Genomic DNA, 26,978 nt, shown 5'->3' with positions numbered 1-26,978 from the left:
GGCACGCCATGAGCAGATTGGAGGTCCCATGTTTCGGCACGCTCTCAGGGCTGCATTGCTCGCCGGCGGCCTGTTTGCCGGCCTCACTCCCGCATTGGCCGAAACCAGCAGGCTGGCGCTGGTGATCGGGCAGTCGGCCTATCGTTCGGTGACGCCGCTGCCGAATCCCGCCAATGACGCCAAGGTCATGGCGCAGATGCTGGGGGAGGCGGGGTTCGAGGTGACGACGGCCGCCGATCTGTCGCAGCGGGACCTCAACAGGGAGGTGGGCGACTTTGCCGCCAAGATCGCGGCCAAGGGACCCGACACGGTCGCGCTGGTGTTCTATGCCGGCCACGGCCTGCAGATCGATGGCGAGAACTATCTCGTGCCCGTCGACGTGGATCCGCGACGTGAAGCCGACATTCCGCTGCAGGCCGTGCGTCTCAACGATCTCCTGAACACGCTGAATTCTGTGCCGAGCCGGATGCGCATCCTGCTGCTCGATGCCTGCCGCAACAATCCGTTTCCTGCCATCAGTCAGAACGCGGGCCGCGGCCTTGCGCTGGTGGACACCAAGACCGGAGCACCGGGCACGTTCCTGTCCTACTCGACCTCGCCTGGCGCAGAAGCCGAGGATGGCACCGGCGCCAACAGCCCCTACACCACGGCGCTGCTGCAGGCGGCGCGGGAACCGGGCCTTCCGATCGAGCAGGCGTTCAAGCGCGTGCGCGTCGCGGTGAACAAGGTCACCGAGGGTCGGCAGACGCCGTGGGATTCGTCGTCCTTGACGGAGGATTTTCGCTTCGTGGTGTCGGCGGATGCGGGCGCTGCCAATGCCGGCCCGCGGCCGGTCGTCGCCAAGCGCAGCGTCGATGAATGGAAGCGCAACCTGCAGGGCAAGCCGATCGAGGCCGCCAACGAAATCATCGTTGGCGACGGCAGCGTCGAGGCGTATGAGGCCTTCGTGGCGCTCTACACCGCGCCGCCCTATGGCCCGCAGGCGCGCGAATGGCTCGACCTCCACAACAGGATGGCAGCCTGGAACGAGGCGGTGCTGATCAATACGGTGGCGTCCTATCAGGGCTTTCTCGACCGCTATCCGAACAGCGACCTGACCGCGACCGCGCGCAAGCTGATCGAGCGCTTGCGCAACCGGCCTGTGGTGACGCCGGTGGTGGCGGCCGCCAACGCAGCGATCCCGGCCGCCGCTCCGGCAACCCCGCCGGTCGTGCCGGCCGTTGCCGCGGCTGGTCCCACCTGTCCATGCTCGCAGACGCCTCCGCCGGGCCGGAAGTCCGAGACGCAGAAGCGGGTCGAAGAGAAGCCGGCCCGAAAGCGCGACGAGGATCCGCCCAGGCGCGCCAGCCGCACACCCCGTCGCGACCCAGATGATGTCGTCGTCTATGCGCCGCCGCCTCCGCCGCGCGAGTATTATGGACCGCCGGTGCGCGTGGCGCCGCCGGTCAGTATCGGGATCGGCATCGGCGGTGGCTATGGCGGTGGCTATGGGCGGGCTCCGCAGAGCTATCCGACACGGCGTGGTTACGGCTACTGAAGCTCGCTGACCTCTGCGCATCGATGTGGCCGTCCGCAGGGGCGGCCACTGACGTTTGAGAGGTTCGTTCGGGTCATCCGCTCGGTTCCGCCATCCGTCATCGCCCACCACCACTCGTCCCGCGGATGCCGCCGCCCGTCCCATCCCGCTCGATCCGCCTGCGAAGGCTGCTTTCATGGCCCGGCTGCGTCGCCTCGGATGCAGTTTGCGGGAGGAAGAGGTCCATGTCATTGCGTCGAGCGGGTGTTTGCGCGGTCGTCATCTGGAGCCAACTGATGGTGGTGCCGGCCGTCTCCTGGCAGCACTGGAGCGGCGATGCCGGTGGGACGCGGTTCTCTCCGCTGGCGCAGATCACGCCTTCCAATGTCGATCGGCTCGTGCCTGCCTGGGACTATCACACCGGGGATCTGCAGAGCCGGCCGCCCGCGGCCGCCTTGCGGACCAAGTTCGAGGCGACGCCGATCCTGGTCGAGGACAGCCTGGTGTTCTGCACGCCGTTCAACGAGGTGGTGGCGCTCGATCCCGGCACCGGCGTTCAGCGCTGGCGTTTCGATCCCAAGGTCGGCAACGGACGGCGCCCGGCCAATCGCTATGCCTGCCGCGGCGTTGCCTATTGGGTGGACGAGCGGGCGCCGGCCGGCGTGGCGTGCCGCAGCAGGTTGTTCATGGGCACGGTCGATGCCCGCCTGATCGCCCTCGATGCCCGGACAGGGCAGCCCTGCGCCGGCTTCGGAGCGAACGGTGAAGTGCGGATCGACATCGCCAAGGACCTGCTGTGGCCGGGCGAATTCCAGATCACCTCGGCGCCGGTGGCGAGCAGGGGTGTCGTGGTGGTCGGCTCATCGATCGGCGACAATGTGCGGGTCGATGCGCCCGAAGGCACGGTCCACGGCTTCGATGCGCGCACCGGCGAGCTGCGCTGGCGTTTCGATCCGCTGATCCATGACGGCATCGCGGCGGGACATGCGAACGTCTGGGCGCCGATGTCGGTCGACGAGGTGCGCGGCCTCGTGTTCCTTCCGACATCCTCGCCCAGTCCGGATTTCTTTGGCGGTGCGCGTCCGGGTGACAACAGGCACGCCGATTCCGTGGTCGCTCTGCGGATCGAGAGCGGCGCACTGGCCTGGTCGTTTCAGACCACGCATCACGACGTCTGGGACTACGATCTGCCGGCGCAGCCGACCCTGGCGCGGATCGAGACCGGGCAGGGTGCACGTGACGTCGTGATGCAGCCGACCAAGCAGGGTTTCGTGTTCGTGCTCGACCGCGACACCGGCGCGCCGATCTGGCCGGTGGAGGAGCGCGCGGTGCCGCAGGGCGCCGTCGAAGGTGAGGTTCTGTCGCCGACGCAGCCGTTCCCGACCCATGTGCCGCCGCTGCTGAATCAGCACTTCGAAGTGGCAGAGGTCTTCAGGGCCGTGCCGCGCGTCGTCGATTCCTCCTGTGACGATCAGCTCGCGGCGTTGCGCAATGAAGGTCTCTACACGCCACCGACGACTCAGGGTGCGTTGCTGTTTCCAATGACCGGAGGCGGCGTGAACTGGGGCGGCGTGGCGTTCGATCCCGTGCACCAGATCCTTTACGCCAATGTCAGCCGCGCCATCCACATCGTCAGGCTGATCCCGCGCGCCGAAGCTGACCGGATGACGCCGCCGCGCGGTGTCGATTTCGGATTGCAGCGCGGGTCACCGTTCGCGGTGACGCGGGTGGTCGCCATGTCCAGGCTCGGCCTGTTGTGCAACCGGCCGCCATGGGGCGAAATGGTCGCGGTCGATCTCAAGGCCGGCAGGATCCTGTGGCGCTCGACGGTCGGCACCACCGAGGATCGCGCGCCGCTCGGGCTGGCGTTCAAGTGGGGCACGCCGCTCGTCAACGGCGTCGTGGTCACGGGCGGCGGCCTCGTCTTCACCGGCGCGATGGATGCCTATCTGCGCGCCTTCGACGCTGTCTCAGGTCAGGAGCTCTGGCAGGGCCGGTTGCCGGCGCCGGGCATCGCCAATCCGATGACCTATGAATGGAAGGGCGAGCAATTCGTGGTGATCGCAGCGGGCGGCCATTCGGAGGCGGGCACATCGCTCGGCGACAGCGTCGTGGCGTTTCGGCTGGCGCGCGATGGCGAAGGGCCCTCGCTGTGGTCACGGACGATTGATCGTCCGGGCGGACGGTTCGCCGCCGGCGTCCTGCTCGCGGTCGGGGTGCTGGTCGGTCTGTTGGTGACGTTGTGGCGATGGCGCCTGCGGCGGGTCTAGCCCGCCGCGCCGCTATCAGTCGAATGCCACGCCGATCCGCTTGTCGTGGCTCCAGACTGCGTGGCAGCGCCGCGTGAACTTGTCGGCCGGGATCACCAGCGTGAAGGCTTCGGGCAGACCGACCGGGCTGACCACCTCGACCCTGGCGCCAGTGTCGGACATGTTGCGGACCATGCAATCGACCGCGCCGCCGCCGTCGAATGCCAGCCTGCCCTGCTTCAGCACCCGATGCCTCGGTGCAATGCGCTTGTCACTCGTCTCGCTCATGGCCTGTAACCCGGTGCCGAATGGCGTCACCTTTCGCGTCAAAAGCACCTAAAATAAATCAGTCTCGCGTTTCGATCAGATGAATCCGGCCTGCGAAGCCCGGGCCGTCGCCTTCATGTTTCGTTAACCCCCCCCCGCCGGGCCGCGGATCAGAGAGGCCGCAGATCAGAGCATCGCGAAGGCGCTCGACACCATGGCCACCGGCTTGCCATCGCTGGCGCTGGTCAGTGTGACCCGCCCGAAGCTCATGGTGCGGCCCATCCGCACCACGCGCGCATCCGCCAGGACGTCAGCGGAGGCAACGGCGCGCATGAAATGCGTGGTCTGGTCGACAGTGGTCATCGGCCGGTAGCCGCCACTCGCGGTGACCATCCCGATCACCATCGCGGTATCGGCAAAGGCCATCAGCGCCTGGCCGCAGACGACGCCATTGTCGCGGCAGAGCCGCGGCGAGAACGGCATGCGCAGGATGGCGCCGGCTTCGCCCTGCGCAGACGGCGCGATGTCCTCGACGATCAAGCCAAGATCCTTGATCCAGGGCGCGAACACGTCATCGAGGATGCGCCTCGCGTCGTCGGTGGTGAAGTTCAGGGTCTCGTTCGGCACGCGCGGAGGTCCTTCCATGATCGTGTCATCGATTTGTCTTGGCATCGACTTGCCTCGACGCGATCGGCGGAGCCGCCGGAATGTTGCCGCAGAGCGGCGGCTTGAAAAGGCCGGAGTTGGAAAACTATGATGAGGGCACACCGTGGAACAGACGGCAGGTGCGCGCAGACGATGCGGCCGTGAACATCCCGACCTGTGGTCCACCGTTCCGGCACAGTGCCGCGGGCTTGGCGCATGGCGAAGCGATGGTATAAGGCGCCTATACCGGGGAGTAACCAATGAAGAAGCTGATCGTGACGATGGCGGTCGCCGTGCTGGCCGGCTGGGCGGTTCCCGCAATGGCGCAGATGCCCAACATCAACCTTCTCGCCGACGGTCCCTCCAAGTCGCCCGAGGAGAAAGAGGCCGAAGCGGCGCGGGAGCAGGCCTACAAGGACACCATGCGCAAGATTCCGGACGCCAAGACGAGCGCCGATCCCTGGGGCAACGTCCGGGCGGCGGAGCAGCCCAAGGCGGCGCCTGCCATGAAGACCACCGCGGCCAAGAAGCCGAAGGCTGTCGGCAGCACCAACTGAGATTTATCGCGTTCGGGTCGGCGGGCTCTGATCCTCCCGGGCCCGCTTGCCTGATTGCGGACTCGGATTCCTCGCGGCCCCGTCTATATTGACGGTGTGGCAGCGCGTTGGAGTTCGTCGATGGGGATGCGTCCTCGAGACATGGCCAGCCGGATGGCGGCCCGGCGCCAGAAGAAGAGCGTGGGCCCGGTTCGCGACGGCTACGTTCGTGACACGTTCACGCTGCCGCGCGAGCAAGCGCGCGCCAAGGCCCGCGATTATCTGACCCGCTATCCCAAGGCCGGCTACATGAGCGCCGTCGAAAGCTGGCGCGAGCTTCCCGATGGGGCCATCGAGTTCACGATGCGGCGGCTTCCCAGCGCCGATTGAATCATTCCGGCTAGCGCCTCATTCCTTCTCGCCAAGAAGCTTGCGCGTGTCGCGATTGATGAAATGAAGCCGCGTGCAGGCCTTGCAGACCACGGTTTCATAGGCGTACGCGGGATCGCCGGGCTTCGGCTCTTCCAGCCAATGCTGCACGTTCATCCCCGTTCGCGGACATTTGAAGATCAGATTACCCATACAAATTTAAATGTCTGCCAGGATGCAGACAGGCATTTTGATCTGGATCAAGCTCGGCTGGCGAAATGACGCGCAGTCACCTCGCCGGCCACAGGCTTCGGTTGTGGTTCTCGTCGGTGACGATCTACAAGAGGTGTGGCGAGCCGTCAGGCCTGATCCAGCGACTCGGCGACGATCCGGATGCGGAAGACCGGCTGCCGTGCCTCGTCGAGCAGCTCCATCTGCCATTCGGAGTTTTCGGCGAGCTTGCGCGAGATGCTGCTGGCCATGTCGGCACAGACGGTGGTCATCTCTTTCCAGGCTGCGTTGCGGTCGGCGCACTCGGTCCCATACTCGGACGCGCCTGAGAAGTGGCCGTTACGGATACGAAAGAAATAGAGCGGCATTGCCAAAACCGGTGAGCCCTGACCGCCCCAGGCCGCTGGGTTTGATGTACGCATCGCAAATGGAAGCGCAAAACCCCCTCGGATCAATTCCGGTAAAATACGGTCGGTCGCGCTGTCCGTTGAGCTGATTGCCGTTGAGGATGTGCGGCGCAATCGGACGGATTGCAGGCCAACGAATGAGCCTCGGACCGCCGCGGTCCGAGGCTCGGCGTCAACGTCGTAGCTTCCCAGCGAGGGCAGTTCGGCAATGACGTAGTTAGACTAGTGCGAAACTAGTAGGCGTGCCTTGCGTCAGATCAAGGTTGCCATCTCGATCAATCGCCGTGGGACGCGCGCCTAGCTGTGATCGAAGATCCGTTCCGGCACGACTGTCAGTCGGTAGGCGATCTGCGTCGCGCCGTCGACCATTTCCAAGAGTTCATCGCAAGCCGGACAACGCCTCTCTCCCGCGGCGCCTTGCTGCGAGTGAAGCTCGATCCTTTGAAGGCCGGCCCTGCAGGACGGGCACGTCACGTCATCTCTTGTCATCGCCAATATGAAGCGCAACGCAAGCGATCCGTTCCTCGACATCACGACAATGACGGGGGGATGCATCCCGAGCGGAGCTATCAACGTCGAAAGCCCCGGACGTCGTCCGGGGCTTTCTTTCGGCGCGGATGGTTTCAGGGCCGTGCGCCTACGGGTGACGGAGCCTGCAAATGTTGTAGCAGGCAGGCTGCAAGGGATCGGTCGACGGCACACCACGGGCGATACACCAAAGGCGATACACCACTGACAATGTGCGGCGACCATCATCGCAACGAACAAACAAATCCGGGGCTGATCAAAAATTTGCTCAGACGTACGACAACCATGATTCTATAACGCAACCCAAAGTTTATGACAATGGTTTGTGGCTTGAAGATGTCGTGAGCGCCGCGTGCTGCGTGATGCGGATCACGCCGGCTTCCATTCGGCCCACTCATTCGCCCGGTCATAGGGGGCTGCGCGAACGGCTCTCGTGGCTCCCTCTGGCATGGCACGAGACAGCGTCCTGGCGGGCGCCGTTTCATCTGTCGCTCGTCATATGGCGGCCGTCGAGCTGTTCGCGCGCCGGCCATTGCTCCGGTCGGAACGCAGGGTGCCATTCCGCCTCAGAAAGCCGCGGCAGATCCGCGGACGCTTCTGTTGCGGAACTTCTGGCCGGACACAGCTTGCGCGCGGCCGAGCATTGCATGCGCATCTGCATCGAAACCGTGCGCCTGCACGCACGATGAGCCGAACAAAAGCAGAAGAGGCGAGGGAACTTCGTTCCTGTCAGGAGAACCCCGGAATGTGCGATCTACGCACGCGTGTAGGAGTTTGGTAGTTTCAAGGGAAAGACCTGACAAGCACGATCGGTCCAACGATTGCGGCGTTGAAGTCGGCGAGGTCTTCGCTGGGAATCCAGTGCTCGCGATGCTTGCGGCCGCCGGCCTCGCGCACCTCGTAGGTGTCGATGAAGCCTCGCAGGATCGCAAAGCGCAGCACGTGGCCGGCGCCGCTCGCCGGCACGTTCCAGTCCCGTGCGATCTTCACGGCATAGTCCTCGGTGAGCACCGGGTAGAAGATCGGCTGCTCAGGAAGGCGCGGCGGAAACGCACGCATGCCCGACGCCTCGATCAAGGCAAGCTCCTTTGGGCCGACGGGGCGCCACAACGTGAGGGTCTGTTCCTTGTTGGATCCGGTCATGCTGGTGCCGAAAATTGGAAGCGGTGTGCGAGGCTCATAGAGAACGACCAACAGGATGATGGGGCACGGCCGGGACGACACTAACAACTTATAATTGAGTTGATGTCTGCCGCAGGCGCGGTGGGCGAGGTTGGAGCGCTCGGACAGGCTGGTCATCATCCGCGCGATCGCCGGTCGGCGGCTGCGCCGCTCGCGCACATGGCTTCCGCCTCCAGCCGGATCAGGATCCTTTCGCGGTCGCCGTCATCCAGCACCCCGTACTTCGCTTCTGGGCGCGCTGATCGGGCGGCGCTCCCTCGCTGCTGCTCGGTGGACTGCGCGCCGGCCCCCGAGTGGCAGGCGTGTCCCCGCGGTTGTCAGGGGGGCTGAGAGCGATGATTGTTGGGAAGAACATATTGCGAACAAAGAACGGATGGAGTACATTCACCTCAAGATTGCTGGCCGACCTCGTTAACCGTTTGTCCATCTCGCGAATCCCCGCCATAAGGAGCGCCAATGTCCGCCACCGCCCTGCGTATCGTCGAAGGTTCCTCAATGGATAAGAGTAAGGCGCTCTCTGCTGCGCTGTCCCAGATCGAACGTCAGTTCGGCAAGGGTTCGGTGATGAAGCTGGGCAAGAACGACCGTTCGATGGATGTCGAGACGGTGTCGACCGGCTCGCTCGGGCTCGACATCGCGTTGGGGATCGGCGGGCTGCCAAAAGGGCGGGTGGTCGAGATCTACGGGCCGGAATCATCGGGCAAGACCACCCTGGCGTTGCACACGGTGGCCGAGGCGCAGAAGAAGGGCGGCATCTGCGCCTTCATCGATGCCGAGCACGCGCTCGATCCGGTCTATGCGCGCAAGCTGGGCGTCAACATCGACGAGCTGCTGATCTCGCAGCCGGATACGGGTGAGCAGGCGCTGGAAATCTGCGACACGCTGGTGCGTTCGGGGGCGGTCGACGTGCTGGTCGTCGACTCCGTCGCGGCGCTGGTGCCCAAGGCCGAGCTCGAGGGTGAGATGGGCGAGTCGCTGCCGGGCCTGCAGGCCCGCCTGATGAGCCAAGCGCTGCGCAAGCTGACCGCTTCCATCAACAAATCCCACACCATGGTGATCTTCATCAACCAGATCCGCATGAAGATCGGTGTGATGTATGGCTCGCCGGAAACCACCACGGGCGGCAACGCGCTGAAGTTCTATGCCTCGGTGCGCCTCGACATCCGTCGCATCGGCGCGATCAAGGAGCGCGATGAGGTGATCGGCAACACCACCCGCGTCAAGGTGGTGAAGAACAAGCTGGCGCCGCCGTTCAAGCAGGTCGAGTTCGACATCATGTATGGCGAGGGCGTGTCCAAGATGGGCGAGATCCTCGATCTCGGCGTCAAGGCCGGCATCGTCGAGAAGTCCGGCGCCTGGTTCTCCTACGATAGCCAGCGTCTCGGGCAGGGACGCGAGAATTCGAAATCGTTCCTCAAGGCCAATCCGGACATGACTGCCAAGATCGAAGCCGCGATCCGCCAGAACTCCGGCCTGATCGCCGAGCAGATCCTGGCCGGCAATGCCGAGCGCGACGCCGACGGTGAGGAGCCGGCGGAAGAGTAGGGGTACGGCGGCGGCGGGCGCCGTGGACGTTGAGTTGTCGACGTTCCAGCGCCCGTTTGCAGATGTGTGGTGCTCTACCGAAATCTGCGGCTGCATTCCCGAATGCAGCGAGAATGCGTCTCTGAGCGCCGGATACGATCTTCAACGCGAATAGCTGAAGGCGTGCACGCGGACGAGCGGACCGGATCCGCACGGCGGCACCGAGACTTCCGACGCCGATCCTGGGCGCCGGGAGCCGATCGCGAATATGTTGATAGCGCCTTGAGCCAATCGGGCCGTGCCGGAGCCAACAGCATGACGCGTTTGATTCTAGCGGCCGATGATCCGAGCGCCGGAGCGCTTCGGAGGGGCGGCTTTGCCGACCTGGTGGTGCCAATTCTCCATCGTTTCGTGTGGGGACCGCTGCCATCCGATGCCGAATTATCGGCGTATCTCGTCCAGCGCACCACGCGACGGAAGCGGGGGCATTGGTTGGATTTCGCCTCGCGTAGCGACGTCATGGCGGCCGGCGGGCGGAGTCACAGTTTTCTCGAACTTGTTGACCGCTGCGATAGCGTCGAGCTGTGGATGGGAACCCGTCCGAACGACCAGTTGGTGCTGATCTGGCTCTTGGATTATCTGCGCCATCACGCGGAGATCGCGACGAAGATCGTATTGCGGCATGTCGATGTACCGCTATTCGATGCCCCGGCCGGGCGACTCGCCGGTCGGACCATTGCCGGCGTAGAGCTCGCACGTGAGCATCTCGACCTGGGTCATCTGGCATGGCGGGCGTTTCGGGCGCCGACGCCGCAAGCCTGGTTCGATCTGTTGAAGCAGGATCTCAGTGCACTGCCGCAGCTTCGCCGCTGCGTGCAGGAGATGCTCGATGAGCTTCCCGGTGTTGCGACGGGCCTCGGAGCATCGGAGCTAAGAATCCTCGAATTGCTGTCAGCCGGCTATCAGCACCCATTCGACCTGTTGCCGCATCATCAGGATCGCTTTCAACGGCGCGTCTATGACTATTGGGAAGGAGGCACGTTGCTCGACGGTCTGGCGCTCGCGCCGGTGCCTGCAATTTCGGGCCTCGCCGAATCGCCATTCTCGGTCGAGATGCACGACAGCCGTGAACGCCTCGAGCGCTACAGGGCCAGCACGCTGTCGCTGACACCGCTCGGCAAGGCAATCCTCGCCGGCGAGGAGGATTTCAGCAGCCATAATCCGATCTGGCGCTGGTGGGGCGGCACCGAATTGATCAACGCCAATCTCTGGCGTTGGCATGCGGTGCTCATCGCTCCGGATCATGGCACGCCTCACGTCATTGATTGTCGCGAGCCGTGGCGCCCGATCCCTTGGAGCATGCGTGAGGAGGCTTACTCCGCCGCCTGGGCGTAGTCGGCCACCGGCGGGCATGAGCACACCAGATTGCGGTCGCCGTAGACGTTGTCGACGCGGCCGACCGGGCACCAGTACTTGTCGGTGCGCGAGGTGCCCGCGGGGAAGCAGCCCTCGCTGCGCCGGTAGGCCCTGTTCCAATCGTCGTCGGCGATGTCATGCACCGTGTGCGGCGCGTGGCGGAGCGGCGAGGCCTCGATTCCGAAGCGGCCCTGCTCGACCTCGGCGATCTCCTGGCGGATCGCGATCATAGCGTCGCAGAAGCGGTCGAGCTCCGCCTTGGACTCCGATTCCGTCGGCTCGATCATCAAGGTGCCCGCCACCGGGAAGCTCATGGTCGGCGCATGGAAGCCGTAGTCGATCAGCCGCTTGGCGATGTCGTCGACGGTGACGCCGCTGCTCTGCTTGAGCGGCCGCGGATCGATGATGCATTCATGCGCGACGCGGCCGCGCTCGTTGCGGTAGAGCACCGGAAAATGCGCATCGAGCCGCGCCGCGACGTAGTTGGCATTGAGGATCGCGATCTCGGTGGCGCGGGTCAGGCCGTCGCCGCCCATCAGCAGCATGTAGATGTAGGAGATGGTCAGGATCGAGGCGGAGCCATACGGCGCCGCCGAGACCGGCCCGATCGGATGCGCGCTCGCGCCATCGGTCGCAGGGTGACCGGGCAGGAAGGGCGCCAGATGCGCCTTCACGCCGATCGGCCCCATGCCCGGGCCGCCGCCGCCATGCGGAATGCAGAACGTCTTGTGCAGGTTGAAATGGCTGACATCGGCGCCGTAATCGCCGGGTCTGGAGAGGCCGACCTGCGCATTGAGGTTGGCGCCGTCGAGATAGACCTGTCCGCCGTGGGCATGGACGATGTCGCAGATGTCGCGGATGTGCTCCTCGAACACGCCATGCGTCGAGGGATAGGTGATCATGATGGCGGCGAGCTTGGCGCTATGCGCTTCCGCCTTGGCCTTGAGATCGGCCAGATCGACATTGCCGCCTGCATCGCAGCCGACCACGACCACCTCCATGCCGGCCATGTGCGCCGAGGCCGGGTTGGTGCCGTGGGCGGAGGAAGGAATCAGGCAGATGGTGCGATGGCCTTCGCCGCGGGCGGCGTAATAGCCGCGGATCGCCAGGAGGCCGGCATATTCGCCCTGCGCGCCCGAGTTCGGCTGCAGCGACACGGCATCATAGCCGGAGATGCGGCACAGCCAGTCGGTCAGATCGGCGAACATCGTGTGATAGCCGGCCGCCTGCGCGCGCGGCGCGAACGGGTGCAGGCTGGAAAATTCCGACCACGTCAGTGGAATCATCTCGGTGGTCGCGTTCAGCTTCATCGTGCAGGAGCCGAGCGGGATCATCGCACGATCGAGCGCGAGATCGCGGTCCGCGAGCTTGCGCAGGTAGCGCAGCATCTCGGTCTCGGAGCGATGCGCGTGGAACACCGGATGGGTCAGGTACGGCCGCTGCCGCTTGAGCTCGGCCGGCAGCGCCTCGCGCGCTTCCGCCTCGATCGCCGTGTAGGAGAGGTCGCCGCCGAATGCGCGCCAGACGGCTTCGACGACATCGGCCGTCGTGGTCTCGTCTAGCGCGATCCGCAGCCTGCTGCCGTCGCGGCCGAGGTTGATCCGCTCGCCTTCCGCGAGGGCGATGATCGAATCGGACTTGGCGCCGGCCTCGACGGTGACCGTGTCGAAGAAGGTCTCGCTTTCCGGCGCAAAGCCGAGCTTGCGCAGCCCTGCAGCCAGCACCGCGGTCCGCCGATGCGCGGTGCGGGCGATCGCCTTCAGCCCGTCGGGGCCATGATAGACGGCATACATCGCAGCGATCACCGCCAGCAGCACCTGCGCGGTACAGATGTTCGACGTTGCCTTCTCGCGGCGGATGTGCTGCTCGCGGGTCTGCAGCGCCAGCCGATAGGCGGGGGCACCGCGCGAATCGACGGACAGGCCGACGATGCGGCCGGGCAGCGAGCGCTTCAGCGCATCGCGTACCGCCATGTAGGCGGCATGCGGTCCGCCATAGCCCATCGGCACGCCGAAGCGCTGCGCCGAGCCGATCGCGATGTCGGCACCGAGCTCGCCCGGCGAGGCGATCAATGTCAGCGCCAGCAGGTCGGCAGCGAGGATCGCGAGCGCGCCCTTGTCGTGCAGCCGGGCGATCGCGGGGCGCGGATCGCGCAGCGCGCCCGTCGTATCCGGATATTGCAGCAGGCCGCCGAACACCTCGGCGCTGTCCAGATCCTTGGCCGGGTCGCCGACGATCAGCTGCCAGCCGAGCGGCTCGGCGCGGGTGCGCAGCACCGCCAGCGTCTGCGGGTGGACATCCTGATCGACGAAGAACGCCTTGGTCTTGGTCCGTGCCGACCGCTCGGCCAGCGCCATGGCCTCCGCCGCCGCCGTGGCTTCGTCCAGCAGCGAGGCATTGGCGACGTCGAGCCCGGTGAGATCGCAGATCATGGTTTGGAAGTTGAACAGCGCCTCCAGCCGGCCCTGGCTGATCTCCGGCTGATAGGGCGTATAGGCCGTGTACCAGGCCGGGTTCTCCAGGATGTTGCGCTGGATCACCGCCGGCATCAGCGTGCCGGAATAGCCTTGGCCGATCAGCGAGGTGAAGACCTGATTCCGCGCCGCCAGTGCGCGCATATGCGACAACGCTTCGGGCTCGCTCAGCGCCGGCTCGAGGGTGAGCGGCGCCGTCTGCCGGATCGTGCCGGGTAGCGTCTGCGCCATCAGCTCCGCCACGCTCTTGGCGCCGACGGTCTCCAGCATCGCCGCGACGTCGCGGGGGGAAGGACCGATATGGCGGCGGGCGAAGCTGGTGGCGGCATCATCGAGCGGCTTGAGCGGCGTGGTCATGAGCAAATCCTCTATGCCTCGTCATGCCCCCGCGACGGCGGGGCATCCAGTAAACATCGATGGTGAGATCAGGCGGAGAGAGCGCGGCGTAGTGGATCGCCCGGTCGAGCCGGGCGATGACAGTGGTGAGTATCGCCGCACCGCACGTCTCACGCCGTATGCGCCTTGTAGGCGGCCTCATCCATCAGGCCGCCGAGCTCGCCCCGGTCGGCGATCTTGAGCTTGAAGAACCAGGCCTTGCCGCCGGCGTCGGTGTTGACGAGCGCAGGCTCGTCGACGATCGCCTGGTTGACCTCGACCACCTCGCCGCTGATCGGCGCGTAGACGTCGGAAGCGGCCTTGACCGACTCGACCACGGCGGCAGCTTCCGACTTCTTCAGCGCGCGGCCGACCTGCGGCAGCTCCACGAACACGACGTCGCCGAGCTGGGCCTGCGCATAGTCGGTGATGCCGATGGTGGCTGTGTCGCCATCGATGCTGAGCCATTCATGGTCGGAGGTGTAGAGCGTGGTCATGGACGTCCTTCAGCGCTTGTAGGTGTTGGGAACGAAAGGCATGGCGGCGACGCGCAGCGGCAGGCGCTGGCCGCGCACATCGGCGAACAGCCGGGTGTCGATTGCGGAGAGGGCGGTCGGCACGTAGCCCATGGCGACCGGCGCATTCAGCGTCGGTCCGAAGCCACCGGAGGTGACCTGGCCGATCGGCTCGGCCGAGTCGGCGCTCGCGAACAGCGGCGCGCCCTCGCGCACCGGTGCGCGGCCCTCGGGCCTGAAGCCAACGCGGCGGCGTGTCGCACCGCCATCGAACTGCACCAGGATCCTGTCGGCGCCGGGGAAGCCGCCAGCACGCGCGCCGCCGGTGCGGCGGACCTTCTGCACCGACCATTCCAGCGCGGCCTCGACCGGCGTCGTCGTCGTGTCGATGTCATGGCCGTAGAGGCAGAGCCCGGCCTCGAGCCGCAGGCTGTCGCGGGCGCCCAGCCCGATCGGCAGCACGTCGTTGTCGGACAGCAGCGCTTCGGCGAGCTGCTCGGCCTTGGCGGCGGGAACGGAGATCTCGTAGCCGTCCTCGCCGGTATAGCCGGAGCGGGAGACGTAGCAGGGGAGCCCGTCGACCATGCGCGGTCCCGCATCCATGAACCGCATGCCCTCGGCCTCTGCGTAGAATTTCGCCAGCACGCTCGCAGCCTTCGGCCCCTGCAGCGCCAGCAGCGCGCGGTCGGTCAGCGGCTGCACGTCACAAACGTCGGACAGCCCGTCGCGCAGCAGCTTGATGTCGGCGTCCTTGCAGGCGGCGTTGACCACCAGCACCAGGTGCTCGCCGAAATTTGCCACCATCAGGTCGTCGAGAATGCCGCCGTCGGCGTTGGTGAACTGGGCATAGCGCTGCCGGCCTGCCGGGATGCCGACGATGTCCTGCGGCACCAGCCGCTCGAGCGCGGCTGCGGCGTCGGCGACCTTGCCGGATTTCGGCACCAGCGCGACCTGGCCCATGTGGGACACGTCGAAAAGTCCGGCCGCGCTGCGGGTATGGAGGTGTTCCTTGAGCACGCCGGGGGCGTACTGCACCGGCATCTCATAGCCCGCGAAGGGCACCATCTTGCCGCCAAGGCTGACATGCAGCGCATGGAGCGGCGTTCGCTTCAAAGAAAGGGGGGCAGCCGGTTCAGCCATCGATCAGGGGTCCTCGCGCGGTTCCTCGGGACCAGTCCCGAAAAACGCCACCGAAGCCCCATCTGTCGCTGTGCCTGAGAGTATTATCCCGTCGGCGGACGCGGTCCGGTCAAAGCCCGGCCAGCGTCTCTTTCCAGATGCAGTTGCAGTCGCGAGGGTCCTTTTGCCTGAGAGTTTCCGGGGCGGTTGCTCCTTCGGCGCCGACCCTTGAAGTTCAACCAGAACCTCAGAAGACCGGTCTCTCCCGACGCGACTGTCGTCTATGTCCCGGACCAAACACCAGCCCGCGCAGGCTGTCAACGCGTCACTCGGGCTTTCAACCAGCTTTAGGAGCCGTGCAGCAAGCCCATGATGTTTCTGCACAGTTTCTGGACACGCGAAGTCCCCTTGTCTAAAAGCATCACCGCCGAATTCCCGGACTTCTTCGATTGGATTGCTATGAGCGGCGTCAACGAGATCAGGTCGACCTTCCTCAACTTCTTCGCCGCGAACGGCCACGAGATCGTGCCGTCCTCGCCGCTCGTGCCGCGCAACGACCCGACCCTGATGTTCACGAACGCCGGCATGGTGCAGTTCAAGAACGTCTTCACCGGCGTCGAGAAGCGGCCCTACAACCGCGCTACGACGTCGCAGAAATGCGTGCGCGCCGGCGGCAAGCACAACGACCTCGACAATGTCGGCTACACCGCCCGCCACCACACCTTCTTCGAGATGCTCGGCAACTTCTCGTTCGGCGACTATTTCAAGGAGAACGCCATCGAGCTCGCCTGGAAGCTCGTCACCAAGGAGTTCGGCCTCCCGAAGGACAAGCTGACCGCGACCGTCTACATCGACGACGACGAGGCGTTCGGGCTCTGGAAGAAGATCGCCGGCCTGCCGGAATCCCGCATCATCCGGATCGCCGGCTCGGACAATTTCTGGCAGATGGGCGACACCGGCCCATGCGGCCCGTGCTCGGAGATCTTCTACGACCACGGCGACAAGATCTGGGGCGGCCCGCCGGGCTCGCCGGAGGCCGATGGCGATCGCTTCATCGAGATCTGGAACCTCGTGTTCATGCAATATGAGCAGCTCGAGGGCGGGGTCCGCAATCCGCTGCCGAAGCCGTCGATCGACACCGGGGCGGGCCTGGAGCGCGTTGCCGCCGTGCTGCAGGGCAAGCACGACAATTACGACATCGACCTGTTCGTCGCCCTGATCCGCGCCATCGCCGACCTCACCAATGCCGACCCGCAGGGCCCGCAGAAGGCGTCGCTCCGCGTCATCGCCGATCATCTCCGCGCCTCGTCGTTCCTGATCTCCGACGGCGTGCTGCCGTCGAACGAAGGCCGCGGCTATGTGCTGCGCCGGATCATGCGCCGCGCGATGCGCCACGCCCAGTTGCTCGGCGCCCGCGAGCCCCTGATGCACAAGCTGGTCGGTACGCTCTCCCGCGAGATGGGCCAGGCCTATCCGGAGCTGATCCGCGCCGAGGCGCTCATCAAGGAGACGCTGCGACTCGAAGAGACCCGCTTCCGCAAGACCCTGGAGCGCGGGCTGGCCATCCTCGACGAGAAGTCTGCCACTCTGAAGAAGGGCGACATGTTCGACGGCGACGTCGCCTTCACGCTGTACGACACCTACGGCTTCCCGCTCGATCTCACCCAGGACGCGCTGAAGTCGCGCGGCATCAGCGTCGACCAGGCTTCCTTCACCGACGCCATGGACCGCCAGCGCGCCAAGGCGCGCGCGGCCTGGGCCGGCTCCGGCGAGGCTGCGACCGAGACCGTCTGGTTCCCGCTGCGCGAGAAGCTCGGCGCCACCGAGTTCCTCGGCTATGAGACCGAGACCGCCGAAGGCGCAGTGACCGCGCTGGTCAAGGACGGCGCCGAGGTCGAGAGCCTCAAGTCCGGCGAGAGCGGCGTCATCGTGCTCAACCAGACCCCGTTCTACGGCGAATCCGGCGGCCAGGTCGGCGACACCGGCCTCATGACCAGCGACGGCGTCCGCGTCCGCATCACCGACACCCAGAAGAAGGCCGGCGACCTGTTCGCGCATATCGGCACGGTAGAGCAGGGTACGCTCAAGCTCGGCTCCGCGCTGCAACTCGACGTCGATCACAGCAGGCGCTCGGCGATCCGCGCCAACCATTCGGCGACCCATATCCTGCACGAGGCGCTGCGCCAGGTGCTCGGCGACCACATCGCCCAGCGCGGCTCGCTGGTCTCGCCCGACCGCCTGCGCTTCGACTTCGTCCATCCGAAGCCGATCACCCCGGAGGAGCTCGCCCGCGTCGAGGACATCGCCAACGACGTCGTGCTGGAGAATGCCGAGGTCACGACCCGCCTGATGGGGCTGGACGATGCCCGCGAGGCCGGTGCCCGCGCGCTGTTCGGCGAGAAATATGGCGACGAGGTCCGCGTCGTCTCGATGGGCAACGTCGCGCGCGAGCAGGGCTCGAACGCGATGGGCTGGTCGGTCGAGCTGTGCGGCGGCACCCATGTCAGGCGCACCGGCGACATCGGCCTGATCGCGGTGACCTCCGAGAGCGCGGTGGCGTCCGGCGTCCGCCGCATCGAGGCGCTGACCGCTCGCGGCGCCCGCGCGCATGCCAACCACAATCTGTCGCTCGCCAAGGCCGCCGCGGCCGAGCTGCGCACCACGGTCGAGGACGTACCGGCGCGCATCACCGCGCTGATGGAGGAACGCAAGAAGCTCGAGCGTGAGCTGTCGGACGCGCGCAGGAAGCTCGCCATGGGTGGCGGCCAGGAGACCGGCAACGGCGCTCCCGCCGGGATCCGCGACGTCGGCGGCATCAAGCTGATGGCCCGCGCCGTCTCGGGCATCGAGATGAAGGATCTCAAGTCGCTGGCCGACGAGGCCAAGAAGCAGCTCGGCTCGGGCGTCGCCGCGATCGTCGGCGTCACCGAGGACGGCAAGGCCGGCGTCGTGGTCGGCGTCACCGCCGATCTCACCGCGCGTTTCAATGCGGTCGACCTCGTGCGCGCCGCGTCCGAGGCGTTGGGCGGCAAGGGCGGCGGCGGCCGTCCCGACATGGCCCAGGCCGGCGGCCCCGACGGCGGCAAGGCGGAGGCCGCGCTGGCCGCGATCGAGAGCGCGATCGGCAAGGCCGGCTGATCGTGCCGCCGCTCGGGCCGGGCGAGAGCGTTCGCGATCCCGATCTGCGCGACCGGCTGTACGAGCTGCTCGAGCACGACCATCTGCCGAGCACGCACGGCTCGCGCGTCGTCCAGTTCATCGTGCTCGTCATCACGCTCGACGTGCTGGCGGTGGTGCTGGCATCGGACCCGGACATCGCGGCCGCCATTGGCGGACTGCTGCGCGCGATCAAGATCGGCGCGCTGATCGTCTTCGCCGCGGAGTATGTCGCCCGTCTCTGGAGCGTCGCCGGCCACATGCCGCGGCGGCAGTCGCCGCGCCAGGATCGCTTCGCTTACGCCTTCTCCGCGCTCGGTGTCGTCGACCTCCTGTCCTTCGTGCCGGCCGCGATTGCGCTCGTGCTTGGCGACCGCAGCCTGGAAGCGGTGTGTATCGTGCTGCCGTTCCTCAAGCTGGTGCGCTATTCGCCGGCGCTGCGCTCGCTGCTGTCGGCGGTGCAGGCCGAGCGGCGCATCTTGATCGGCTGCCTCGTCATCCTGGCCGGCGCGGTGCTGCTGTTCGCCTCGCTGCTCTATGCGGTCGAGCGCGACGTCCAGCCGGACAAGTTCGGCACCATCCCGCATGCGATGTGGTGGGCGATCGTGACGCTCGGCACCGTCGGCTATGGCGACGTCGTGCCTGTGACGCCGCTCGGCCGCATCATCACGGTGTTCGCGATCATCTGGGGCTTTGCCATGATCGCGCTGCCGGTCGCGATCATCTCGACCGCGTTCGCCGAGGAGATCAAGCGGCGCGACTTCGTCGTCACCTGGGGCATGCTGGCGCGGGTGCCGCTGTTCTCGCATCTTTCGGCGTCCGAAATCGCCGACATCATGCGGCTGCTGCGCGCGCGCACGATCGAGTCCGGCGAGGTGCTGGTGCGGCGCGGCGATGCCGCCTCCTCGATGTATTTCATCACTGCCGGCGAGGTCGAGATCGAGCTGCCGACGCAATGCGTCAAGCTCGCCGACGGCACGTTCTTCGGCGAGATCGCGCTGCTGCATCGGACCAAGCGCTCGGGCACCGTGACGGCGACACGCAAGACCCGGCTGCTGGTGCTCGACGCGCAGGATTTCCACGCCTTGATCGCGCGGATGCCGGCGCTGGCCGCGCATGTCCGGACCATCGCCAAGGCGCGCATGGCCGATTCCGGTGACCTCGCCCTCGCCGAGCTGTCGCAGGCCGAGCACGACGACCAGACGGACGGGTAGGTCCGAACAACGAGTCCTGCTGTCACCCTCTCCCTCCAGGGGAGGGTGAGACCGAGATCGCCGCCCAAGACAGATTGCCCATCAACGTCCTCGCTGCGGCGAGCGGGGAGTGGCGCAGCTACGAGCTGTATCTCATCTACCAACCAGTCAAACAGCCGGGCATGCACACGCGGTCCCGCGGCGCGATTGCACCCAGGAGATGCGGAAAGCATCCACCCTCGATCGATGATGAGGGCGCAGGGAATGCCGGGTGAGGGCCTCACCCATGGCCCGCCTGCGAAAAAAATGCAGGCGGCAGGTACCACAGGCAAAGCCGATTCATCCGGCATTCCCTGCGCGGCGGTTTTAACGCTTATACGCGATCTCCTCGGTGCACCGGGCTTGTTGGCCACCGTGCGCGACGACGCGCTTCTCGCTCGCCGCCGCGGGGACACCAGCTTCGGGGTGTCAGGACCACGCGACTTCACGTCCGCAAGCGCATCATTCGTCCGCGCATGAAGCGCGCTGATGCCCTCACGTCCACCGCATTGCCGGCCCAACGTTTCGTGACGACGCGTACGCCCCTCATCCGGACCGGAACGAAGGGAGAATAGGCATGGTTTGCTGATTTTCGGAAGCGTTTTATTTTTGCGCGAAGCTCTTGAAGCCGGAGATCGTCTTGAACCGGTTCGTGAAATCAGCCTTCAGTGTATCCAATTTTGGACCAGTCTGAAGAGCGATGTCACGCTCTCCTGTCTGGCGATGCTGCCCGTCGGCCAACTCGGGGGTGAGAAAATTAGCGCCACCGCGCGCATACAGACAACTCGGGGGCAAGCCAAGCTGGTGCTAGTATACCAAAATTCAGTCGGTCTTGTAGATCAGCTCGCTGTATGTGCCGTAGGCATGGAAGCTCAAAAAATGTTCGATGCTCCTACACATGAGGGAGCTGGCTGGGGCGACTACGGCAAGATGGTGGAGCTACTAGAAGACCTAGTAGACGATGAGCAGTCGGCCATGATGCACGAGGGACACGCACCAGCGTTCGAACTGGTCTTGCAGCATCGCGCAAAGGTGGAGCGGCTTGCAATCGCAGTTTTCGAACGGAAGCGACTCGGAGCAGAAGAACTCTCACGTCTTCTCGAAAAATAAACCAATGTGCTCTCGCCGCCGATCGCCTCACGCAAATTGCGCGAGGCCGTGGCCGACCGACCAGTTCTCCTTGGCGGCGTCGAGGATGGTCATGAACAGGTCCTCCGGCCTGATGCCGGGGCTTTCCCCAAGCAGCTCGGCGATGCGTCGGAACAGCGCCTTCTTCTGCTCTCGCGTGCGGGTGTTGAAGACGGTGATCTGGATGTAGACGAGATCGTCGCTGCGGTTGATGCCGAAGGCGTTGCCATAGCGGAAGTTGGAAGGATCGTGCTCGGTGATGGTCATGAACTGATCGTCCTCCGGCACGTCGAGCGCCTCGCGCATCGCCCGGTAGAGGCTGTCGAAGATCGCCTGCCGGTAGGCCTCCGGCTTGCCCGCGCGCAGCGAGATGTGAAGCAGCGGCATCCCTAGTCCTTTCATCCGTGATGTCGGCTGAGAGGTTAGATGCGGCGGTGCGGTTCGGGTATGCTGGGGATCGAGATATCAGTCATAATGGCTGGAAATGACCGAACACCCGCTCGACCTGGACGAGGTCCAGGCCTTCGTCCGTATCGCCGAGCTCGGCAGCTTCACCCGTGCCGCCGAGGCGATGCAGACGACCCAGGCCGCGATCAGCCTGAAGCTGCGGCGGCTCGAGAACCGGCTGGGGTGCCGGCTGATCGAGCGCACGCCGCGTCATGTGCAGCTCTCGGAGCGAGGCAGGGTCTTCCTCGATCCTGCCCGTCAGCTGCTGGCAGCGCATGACCGCGCGCTCGCGGTGTTCGCCGGCGTGCGGCAGCGCCTGATCATCGGCATCAGCGACCATGTCGCCGGGCCGGAGCTGCCGGCGCTGATCGCGCGCATGAACGATCATGATCCGCATCTCGTGGTCGAGATCCGCATCGGATCGTCGGCCGACCTGCTGCAGAGCTACGACCGGCGCGAGCTCGAGGCGGTGATCGTCCGCCTGCATGCCGGACGCAGCGATGGCGACCTCGTGGCCGAGGAGAAGTTCGGCTGGTTCGCTGGCCCGGATTGGGAGCCGCGCGCGGGCGAGCCGTTGCCGGTCGCGACCATGGCCGAGCCGTGCGGCGTGCGCGCGATGGCCGCGCAGCATCTCGATGCGGCCGGCGTGTCCTGGGCCGAAATCTTCGTCGGCGGCGGCGTTGCGGCGGTCGTCGCGGCCGTCACGGCCGGGCTCGGCGTTGCCGCGCTCGCGCCGCGCATGCTGCCATCGGGCGCGGTCGATGTCGGCGCAAGGCTCGGATTGCCGGAGCTGCCCCGGCTGCCGGTCGTGCTGCACACGCGGGTGAGGGATGGCCGGGCGCGCGCGGCGCTCGATGCCCTCGTGGCGGCCTTCCGAAGCGCGGTGCGGGCGTGATGCATGCGGCGCGTGCCGCGGCGCAGGTGATGGAGCTTGGAGCTGAGATCAACTCCGAACGCTATTTCGACGGCCGGATGTCCTGCTCGCGGATGGATCGCGCGTGCCCGCGCGCAGATCTGATCGCTCTTGGAATTGGCTCCTCAGGAGTCGCCGGGGTGGAATTGACGTAAGCCTTATTCCGCAATGCGGCATGTGACACTCATGTCACAGTTACGGTTATACCGACTCCCAAATATAATATGACTATTCAAGGGCGCCCTGGTGCTTGCTAGGATTGCCATCCAATCTCAGGTTGACGAAATCGCTCCTCGAATGAGCGGCGGCCGGGATTGAGCCGTGGGGAAGCGCGTGCCGGGACGGAGGCTCTGGGCCGGACGCGACAGAACAACATCCAGAGCCTGGGGACGCTGCGAGGAGCAGGAAAAATGAGTGGGTTTGCGACGACCGCGCGCATGTGCGGCGTAGGGGTTGCTTTGTCTTGTTTGTTGGGTGGCGGTGGTGCGGTCGCGGCCGATCTGCCGATGAAGGCGCCGCCGATTCCCTATGCGGGTGTCGATGATTTCTGGACGCGGCCGTATCTGTTCGGCGATCTCGGCCGGACCAGGCTGAAGGAGCAGGGCATCTCGCTCGCGCTCACGCTCGGCGACGAAGCCGTCACCAATCTGTCGGGTGGCTCGCGCAACACCGCGGCCAATGCCGGGCAATTGTGGTTCGAAGCCAAGTTCGACATGGCCAAGCTCGCCGGCATCCAGGGCGGCATGATCGGCGTGACGCTGGTCGATCGCTTCGGCAAGAATCTCAACAGCGAGGCCGGCATTCCGGCGCTGCAACTGACCAACGAGGTGTTCGGCCGCGGCAACATCCTGCGCCTCACCGAATTCTACTATCAGCAGAAGCTGTTCGACGACCGCCTCGTGCTCAAGGGCGGCCGGCTGCCGGTCGGCTCCGACTTCTTCTTCGGCCAGTGCGAGTTCATCAACCTGACCTTCTGCGGCGGCCAGCCGGGCAACATCCAGGGCGGCTACATCTACAACTGGCCGGTGAGCCAGTGGGCCGGCGTCGTGCACTACAACTTCACCAAGGAATGGAAGCTGTCGGTCGGCGTCTACGACGCCAATCCGAACTATCTGACGACGTCGGACGCCGGCGTCTACCTCGCGCCGGGCATTCCGCGCTCCACTCCCGCCTCGGGCGTGCTGGTGCCGGTGGAAGTGGTGTGGGAGCCGAGCGGTCCGCTGAACGGCACCTGGCGCTTCGGCGGCTGGTATGACAGCGCGTCGACGATCGATGGCGGCTTGCCCGGCATCGTCGCCGTCGTCCCCGGTGGTCCCGGCGTGGGAGATCAGAACCTCAGCAGCCAGCGCGGCCGCTACGGCTTCTACGAATCGATCCTGCAGCGGCTGACGGTCGAGGGTCCCAAGGCGCAGGGCTGGTACACCTTCCTCAACACCAGCGTCGCCGATCACCGCACCTCGTATCAGGACTACCAGATCTCGTGGGGCGTCAAGCACACCGGCACCTTCTCGTTCCGTCCCGACGACGAGGTCGGCTTCGCGGTCGGCACGACGCATGTCAACTCGGCGGCGCTGACGCCGAATGCCGGCGGCAACGAGGTGCCGATCGAGGCCTGGTATGGCTGGCAGGCGACCGGCTGGATGAACCTGAAGTTCGACGCCCAGTATGTCATCAATCCGGGCGGACGCGGCTTCAACGCCGCCGGCTTGAAGACCGGCAATGCGGTGGTGCTCGGCCTGCGGACGGTCGTGCACTTCTGATCCTGTGATGTGAGCCGACGGGGCGGGTGTGCAGCATCCGCCCCATCTGCGCGAGGCGTCTCGGCTGTCCCGGCTCGCCGATCCGATGAGGAGCTGGCGTATCCTGCCCATCCGGGTGGGCCGCGATGCGATGACGTCGATTGACTCTTTCGCATTGCGACACGACATCTCCTGGACCGCGACGCCGAGCTGCCAGGAGACCGCCATGACCGCAACAGACACCCATCCCGTCGCCGGCCGACGCCTGGGCGACGAGGTCGTGGACTGGCTCACCAACGGCACCCGCGACGAGCGCTTCATCGACAACATCTTCGGGCAGATGTGCAACCGGCTGCAGCGTGTCGGCATTCCGGTGAAGCGGGCCTCGCTGCACGTCCAGATCAATCATCCGCAGTGGCTCGGCGCGCGCATGCTGTGGAGCGACGGCATGGAGGGCGCCGACATCGCCCGCGTCGACTACGACGTCCGCGAGCGCTCGGAATACATCGGCAGTCCCGCCAGCGAAATCCATGAGGGCGTCGAGGAGATCCGCGAGAACCTCGCGCGCGACCCCGAGCTCGGCCGTCGGCACGCGATCTATGACGAGATGCGGGCGCAGGGCCTGACCGACTATGTCGCATGGCCGATGTATCACACGCTCGGCAAGCGCCACATCGTCACCTTCGCGACCGACCGGCGCGGCGGTTTCGACCAGGCGCACATCGACGCGCTGATCAGGCTCGTGCCGGTGCTGGCGCTGGTCAGCGAGATCCGCATCAAGAACCGGCTGGCGCGGACCCTGCTCGAAACCTATGTCGGGCCGCATGCCGGCGAGATGGTGCTGGCCGGCGCCACCCGGCGCGGCAGCGGCACCACGGTGCGCGCCGCCATCATGATCTGCGACCTCCGGGACTTCACCCGCATCTCCGATAACTGGCCGCGCGACGACGTCATCGATCTGCTCAACAGCTATTTCGATGCCATGGTGGAGCCGATCACGCAGCACGGCGGCGAGATCCTGAAGTTCATCGGCGACGGCCTGCTGGCGATCTTTCCGCTCACCGAGCCCGCTGCCTGCGCCAACCTGCTGCACGCCGTGAGCGGCGCCCGTAAGGCGATGACCGAGCTGAACGCGCGCAACGGCGAGACCGGCCGCGCGCCGCTGAACTACGGCATCGGTGTCCATGTCGGCGACGTCATGTACGGCAATATCGGCTCGCGCACCCGGCTGGATTTCACCGTCATCGGCCCCGCGGTCAACATGGCCTCGCGCATGGAGGCGCTGACCAAGCAGGTGGGACGGCCGGTGCTGCTGTCGCGCGATTTCGCCGAGCTCGTCGAAGGCCCGTTCGCGCTGGAGCGCGTCGGCGAATTCCCGGTGCGCGGATTCAACGACCCGATCGAGCTGTTTTCGTTCGATGGGTAGGGCATTCAGTAGGGTGGGCAAAGGCGCAGCCGCGCTGTCTCCACGTTCGAGATCATCGTGGCGCCGTGCCCATCATCCTGCTGATGAGTTCGTGGAAAGACGGCGGGCACGCAGCCGCCTGCTGCTTTGCCCACCTTACGCGGACTTCTCCGCCGTTCACGCCTCGTCCAGAAACGGCGCGACGACCTCGCGCGTCTCAGCGCTCGTCACCACCGGCACGATCTCGAACGTCATGCCGGTGTCGCGAGCATTGGAGAGAATCCATTGCTGCAGCAATCGGGCGTCGTCGCATTCCATCAATTGGAAGCAGCGGTCGAAATTGGATTCGATCCAGCTGCCGAGATATTTCAGCCCGTCGGGAAACGTGATGCCGGGATCGCGGACACGCCGATAGACCGGGATCGGATCGCGGTCCTTGAAACGTTCGATCACCATGAACAGCATGCGCGCCTCCGTCCTGACGTGCACGCATTGTGCGGTGAATCGGTGCGGGGTGCCAGCCTGGGGGGACATCGTTCGCCTGACGGACGAGGCCTCGATGGCCTCGTGGACGAGACGCCTTTCCCTGGCGCAGTCCTTGCTTCTGCGAGGGAACTCGCATCCAACGGGAAGAGAAACCCATGAAGAAGGCACGTCTCGTCGCGTACGCTCTGGTTGCAGCGGTGCTGGCCGCACCCGCCTTCGCGGAGGAGCTGACCGGCACCTTGCAGAAGATCAAGGAGACCGGCGCGATCACGATCGGCTACCGCGAAACCTCGCTGCCGTTCTCCTACATCGACGACAACCAGAAGCCGCTCGGCTTCGCGCTCGACATCTGCAACAGGATCGTCGACGAGATCAAGGCGACGCTGACGCTCGACAGGCTGGAGGTGAAGCTCACGCCGGTGTCGTCGGCGACCCGCATTCCGCTGATCGCCAACGGCACCATCGATCTCGAATGCGCCTCGACCACCAACAACATCGAGCGCCAGCGGCTGGTGTCGTTCTCGCCGACCTATTTCCTCACCGCCAACCGCTTCGTCGCCAAGGCCGCGAGCGGCCTCAAGACCATCGACGACCTCAAGGGCAAGACCGTCGCCTCGACATCGGGCACCACCAACATCAAGCAGCTCTTCGAGGCCAACACGGCGCGCCAGCTCGGCATGAACGTGCTGACGGCCAAGGACAATGCCGAAGGTTTTCTGATGGTCGAGAACGGTCGCGCCGACGCCTATGTGATGGACGACATCCTGCTCGCGGGCCTGGTGGCCAGCGCGAAAACGCCGTCGGACTTCGTGATCTCGACCGATCAGTTCTCGATGCCGGAGCCCTATGGGATCATGCTGCGCAAGGACGATCCGGCCTTCAAGGCCGTCGTCGACCGCGCCGCCACGAAGCTCTATACGAGCCCGGAGATCGCGGCCTTGTACGCCAAATGGTTCATGGCGCCGGTGCCGCCGAAAGGCGTCAACTTCAACTTCCCGATGACATCCGCGCTGCAGAAGGCGTTCGCGCATCCGAGCGACAGCGGCGATCCCAAGGCCTATTAGTATCTTCAGCCTATGTCGTACGGCGTATCGACAGGATGGGATGAGACCAGCGCTC

The 26,978-nt window shown here is 65.7% G+C and carries 23 protein-coding genes and 1 riboswitch; of the genes, 13 read left to right on the top strand and 10 right to left on the bottom strand.

Translation table 11 applies throughout. From position 1 onward, the window contains the following. Positions 1-28: 28 nt before the first annotated feature. Both QX039_RS27270 and QX039_RS27265 read left to right on the top strand, forming a co-directional pair. The gene (locus tag QX039_RS27270) at positions 29-1,537 is read left to right on the top strand and encodes a caspase family protein (protein ID WP_315770486.1); all 1,509 of its coding nucleotides are present in this window, start codon (positions 29-31) and stop codon (positions 1,535-1,537) included. Positions 1,538-1,812: 275 nt separating this feature from the next. Continuing rightward, the gene (locus tag QX039_RS27265; protein WP_409998832.1) at positions 1,813-3,786 is read left to right on the top strand and encodes a pyrroloquinoline quinone-dependent dehydrogenase; all 1,974 of its coding nucleotides are present in this window, start codon (positions 1,813-1,815) and stop codon (positions 3,784-3,786) included. 15 nt (positions 3,787-3,801) lie between these two features. Here QX039_RS27265 and QX039_RS27260 read toward each other — a convergent pair whose 3' ends face one another. Beyond that, positions 3,802-4,053 (bottom strand): PilZ domain-containing protein, encoded by a 252-nt coding sequence (locus tag QX039_RS27260; protein ID WP_315716061.1) that lies wholly within the window; start codon positions 4,051-4,053, stop codon positions 3,802-3,804. A gap of 165 nt (positions 4,054-4,218) precedes the next feature. After that, positions 4,219-4,677, bottom strand: coding sequence for a PaaI family thioesterase (locus tag QX039_RS27255; RefSeq protein ID WP_409998826.1), 459 nt, complete (start codon positions 4,675-4,677; stop codon positions 4,219-4,221). Positions 4,678-4,937: 260 nt separating this feature from the next. Between QX039_RS27255 and QX039_RS27250 the strand changes: the two genes are divergently transcribed. After that, on the top strand, positions 4,938-5,234 hold the full coding sequence (locus tag QX039_RS27250; RefSeq protein WP_315739911.1) for a hypothetical protein: 297 nt from the start codon (positions 4,938-4,940) through the stop codon (positions 5,232-5,234). Positions 5,235-5,354: 120 nt separating this feature from the next. Further along, positions 5,355-5,603 (top strand): hypothetical protein, encoded by a 249-nt coding sequence (locus QX039_RS27245; protein WP_315739910.1) that lies wholly within the window; start codon positions 5,355-5,357, stop codon positions 5,601-5,603. A gap of 18 nt (positions 5,604-5,621) precedes the next feature. Here the strand turns inward: QX039_RS27245 and QX039_RS27240 are convergent, their stop codons facing one another. The 3 genes from QX039_RS27240 to QX039_RS27230 form a co-directional block, all read right to left on the bottom strand. Next, positions 5,622-5,753, bottom strand: coding sequence for a hypothetical protein (locus tag QX039_RS27240; protein WP_315770689.1), 132 nt, complete (start codon positions 5,751-5,753; stop codon positions 5,622-5,624). 188 nt (positions 5,754-5,941) lie between these two features. Continuing rightward, positions 5,942-6,181 (bottom strand): DUF6894 family protein, encoded by a 240-nt coding sequence (locus QX039_RS27235; RefSeq protein WP_012045383.1) that lies wholly within the window; start codon positions 6,179-6,181, stop codon positions 5,942-5,944. Between the two features lie 1,350 nt (positions 6,182-7,531). Beyond that, on the bottom strand, positions 7,532-7,825 hold the full coding sequence (locus tag QX039_RS27230) for a hypothetical protein (protein ID WP_315739938.1): 294 nt from the start codon (positions 7,823-7,825) through the stop codon (positions 7,532-7,534). A 561-nt stretch (positions 7,826-8,386) separates the two neighbouring features. Between QX039_RS27230 and recA the strand changes: the two genes are divergently transcribed. Then, complete coding sequence (gene recA / locus QX039_RS27225; protein ID WP_315739908.1) at positions 8,387-9,475, top strand: recombinase RecA; 1,089 nt, start codon at positions 8,387-8,389, stop codon at positions 9,473-9,475. A 294-nt stretch (positions 9,476-9,769) separates the two neighbouring features. After that, complete coding sequence (locus QX039_RS27220) at positions 9,770-10,849, top strand: DUF1835 domain-containing protein (protein ID WP_315739907.1); 1,080 nt, start codon at positions 9,770-9,772, stop codon at positions 10,847-10,849. Here QX039_RS27220 and gcvP read toward each other — a convergent pair. From gcvP to gcvT, 3 genes are all read right to left on the bottom strand, one after another. Then, positions 10,828-13,701, bottom strand: coding sequence for an aminomethyl-transferring glycine dehydrogenase (gene gcvP, locus QX039_RS27215; protein ID WP_315770484.1), 2,874 nt, complete (start codon positions 13,699-13,701; stop codon positions 10,828-10,830). The two genes, QX039_RS27220 and gcvP, sit on opposite strands and share 22 nt — an antisense overlap. 149 nt (positions 13,702-13,850) lie before the next feature. Beyond that, a complete protein-coding gene (gene gcvH, locus QX039_RS27210; RefSeq protein ID WP_315770483.1) occupies positions 13,851-14,216 on the bottom strand; it encodes a glycine cleavage system protein GcvH in 366 nt (121 codons plus the stop codon). A 9-nt stretch (positions 14,217-14,225) separates the two neighbouring features. Then, positions 14,226-15,374 carry a glycine cleavage system aminomethyltransferase GcvT gene (gene gcvT / locus QX039_RS27205; protein ID WP_315770481.1) on the bottom strand — a complete coding sequence of 383 codons (1,149 nt, stop codon included), beginning with the start codon at positions 15,372-15,374 and terminating at the stop codon, positions 14,226-14,228. A gap of 145 nt (positions 15,375-15,519) precedes the next feature. Further along, a riboswitch (glycine riboswitch) is annotated at positions 15,520-15,631 on the bottom strand. 181 nt (positions 15,632-15,812) lie between these two features. On the opposite strand from gcvT, the gene alaS reads away from it, so the two are divergent. The 3 genes from alaS to QX039_RS27190 all read left to right on the top strand — a co-directional run bounded on the left by alaS (position 15,813) and on the right by QX039_RS27190 (position 20,851). Then, a complete protein-coding gene (gene alaS / locus QX039_RS27200; RefSeq protein WP_315770665.1) occupies positions 15,813-18,491 on the top strand; it encodes an alanine--tRNA ligase in 2,679 nt (892 codons plus the stop codon). Positions 18,492-18,493: 2 nt separating this feature from the next. Beyond that, the gene (locus tag QX039_RS27195) at positions 18,494-19,723 is read left to right on the top strand and encodes a cyclic nucleotide-gated ion channel (RefSeq protein ID WP_315739936.1); all 1,230 of its coding nucleotides are present in this window, start codon (positions 18,494-18,496) and stop codon (positions 19,721-19,723) included. A gap of 600 nt (positions 19,724-20,323) precedes the next feature. Next, positions 20,324-20,851: a hypothetical protein gene (locus QX039_RS27190; RefSeq protein ID WP_315770480.1), complete on the top strand. Its 528-nt coding sequence runs from the start codon at positions 20,324-20,326 to the stop codon at positions 20,849-20,851. Between the two features lie 27 nt (positions 20,852-20,878). Here the strand turns inward: QX039_RS27190 and QX039_RS27185 are convergent, their stop codons facing one another. After that, a complete protein-coding gene (locus QX039_RS27185; RefSeq protein ID WP_315739902.1) occupies positions 20,879-21,256 on the bottom strand; it encodes a tautomerase family protein in 378 nt (125 codons plus the stop codon). A gap of 97 nt (positions 21,257-21,353) precedes the next feature. On the opposite strand from QX039_RS27185, the gene QX039_RS27180 reads away from it, so the two are divergent. The 3 genes from QX039_RS27180 to QX039_RS27170 all read left to right on the top strand — a co-directional run bounded on the left by QX039_RS27180 (position 21,354) and on the right by QX039_RS27170 (position 25,394). Then, positions 21,354-22,211, top strand: coding sequence for a LysR family transcriptional regulator (locus QX039_RS27180; RefSeq protein WP_315716073.1), 858 nt, complete (start codon positions 21,354-21,356; stop codon positions 22,209-22,211). A gap of 428 nt (positions 22,212-22,639) precedes the next feature. Further along, positions 22,640-23,989 (top strand): carbohydrate porin, encoded by a 1,350-nt coding sequence (locus QX039_RS27175; protein ID WP_315770479.1) that lies wholly within the window; start codon positions 22,640-22,642, stop codon positions 23,987-23,989. A 205-nt stretch (positions 23,990-24,194) separates the two neighbouring features. Further along, complete coding sequence (locus tag QX039_RS27170; RefSeq protein ID WP_315770478.1) at positions 24,195-25,394, top strand: adenylate/guanylate cyclase domain-containing protein; 1,200 nt, start codon at positions 24,195-24,197, stop codon at positions 25,392-25,394. Positions 25,395-25,550: 156 nt separating this feature from the next. Here the strand turns inward: QX039_RS27170 and QX039_RS27165 are convergent, their stop codons facing one another. Then, the gene (locus QX039_RS27165; protein ID WP_315770477.1) at positions 25,551-25,838 is read right to left on the bottom strand and encodes a DUF3303 domain-containing protein; all 288 of its coding nucleotides are present in this window, start codon (positions 25,836-25,838) and stop codon (positions 25,551-25,553) included. 176 nt (positions 25,839-26,014) lie between these two features. Here QX039_RS27165 and QX039_RS27160 point away from each other — a divergent pair, with 176 nt between their 5' ends. Continuing rightward, positions 26,015-26,923, top strand: coding sequence for an amino acid ABC transporter substrate-binding protein (locus QX039_RS27160; RefSeq protein ID WP_315770475.1), 909 nt, complete (start codon positions 26,015-26,017; stop codon positions 26,921-26,923). Positions 26,924-26,978 lie beyond the last annotated feature (55 nt).

Origin of the sequence: Bradyrhizobium sp. SZCCHNR1043 (assembly GCF_032489675.1) — a bacterium.
GTDB lineage: Bacteria > Pseudomonadota > Alphaproteobacteria > Rhizobiales > Xanthobacteraceae > Bradyrhizobium.
The sequence above is the reverse complement of the archived record's forward strand: the minus strand, read 5'-3'. Positions and strand labels throughout refer to the sequence as shown.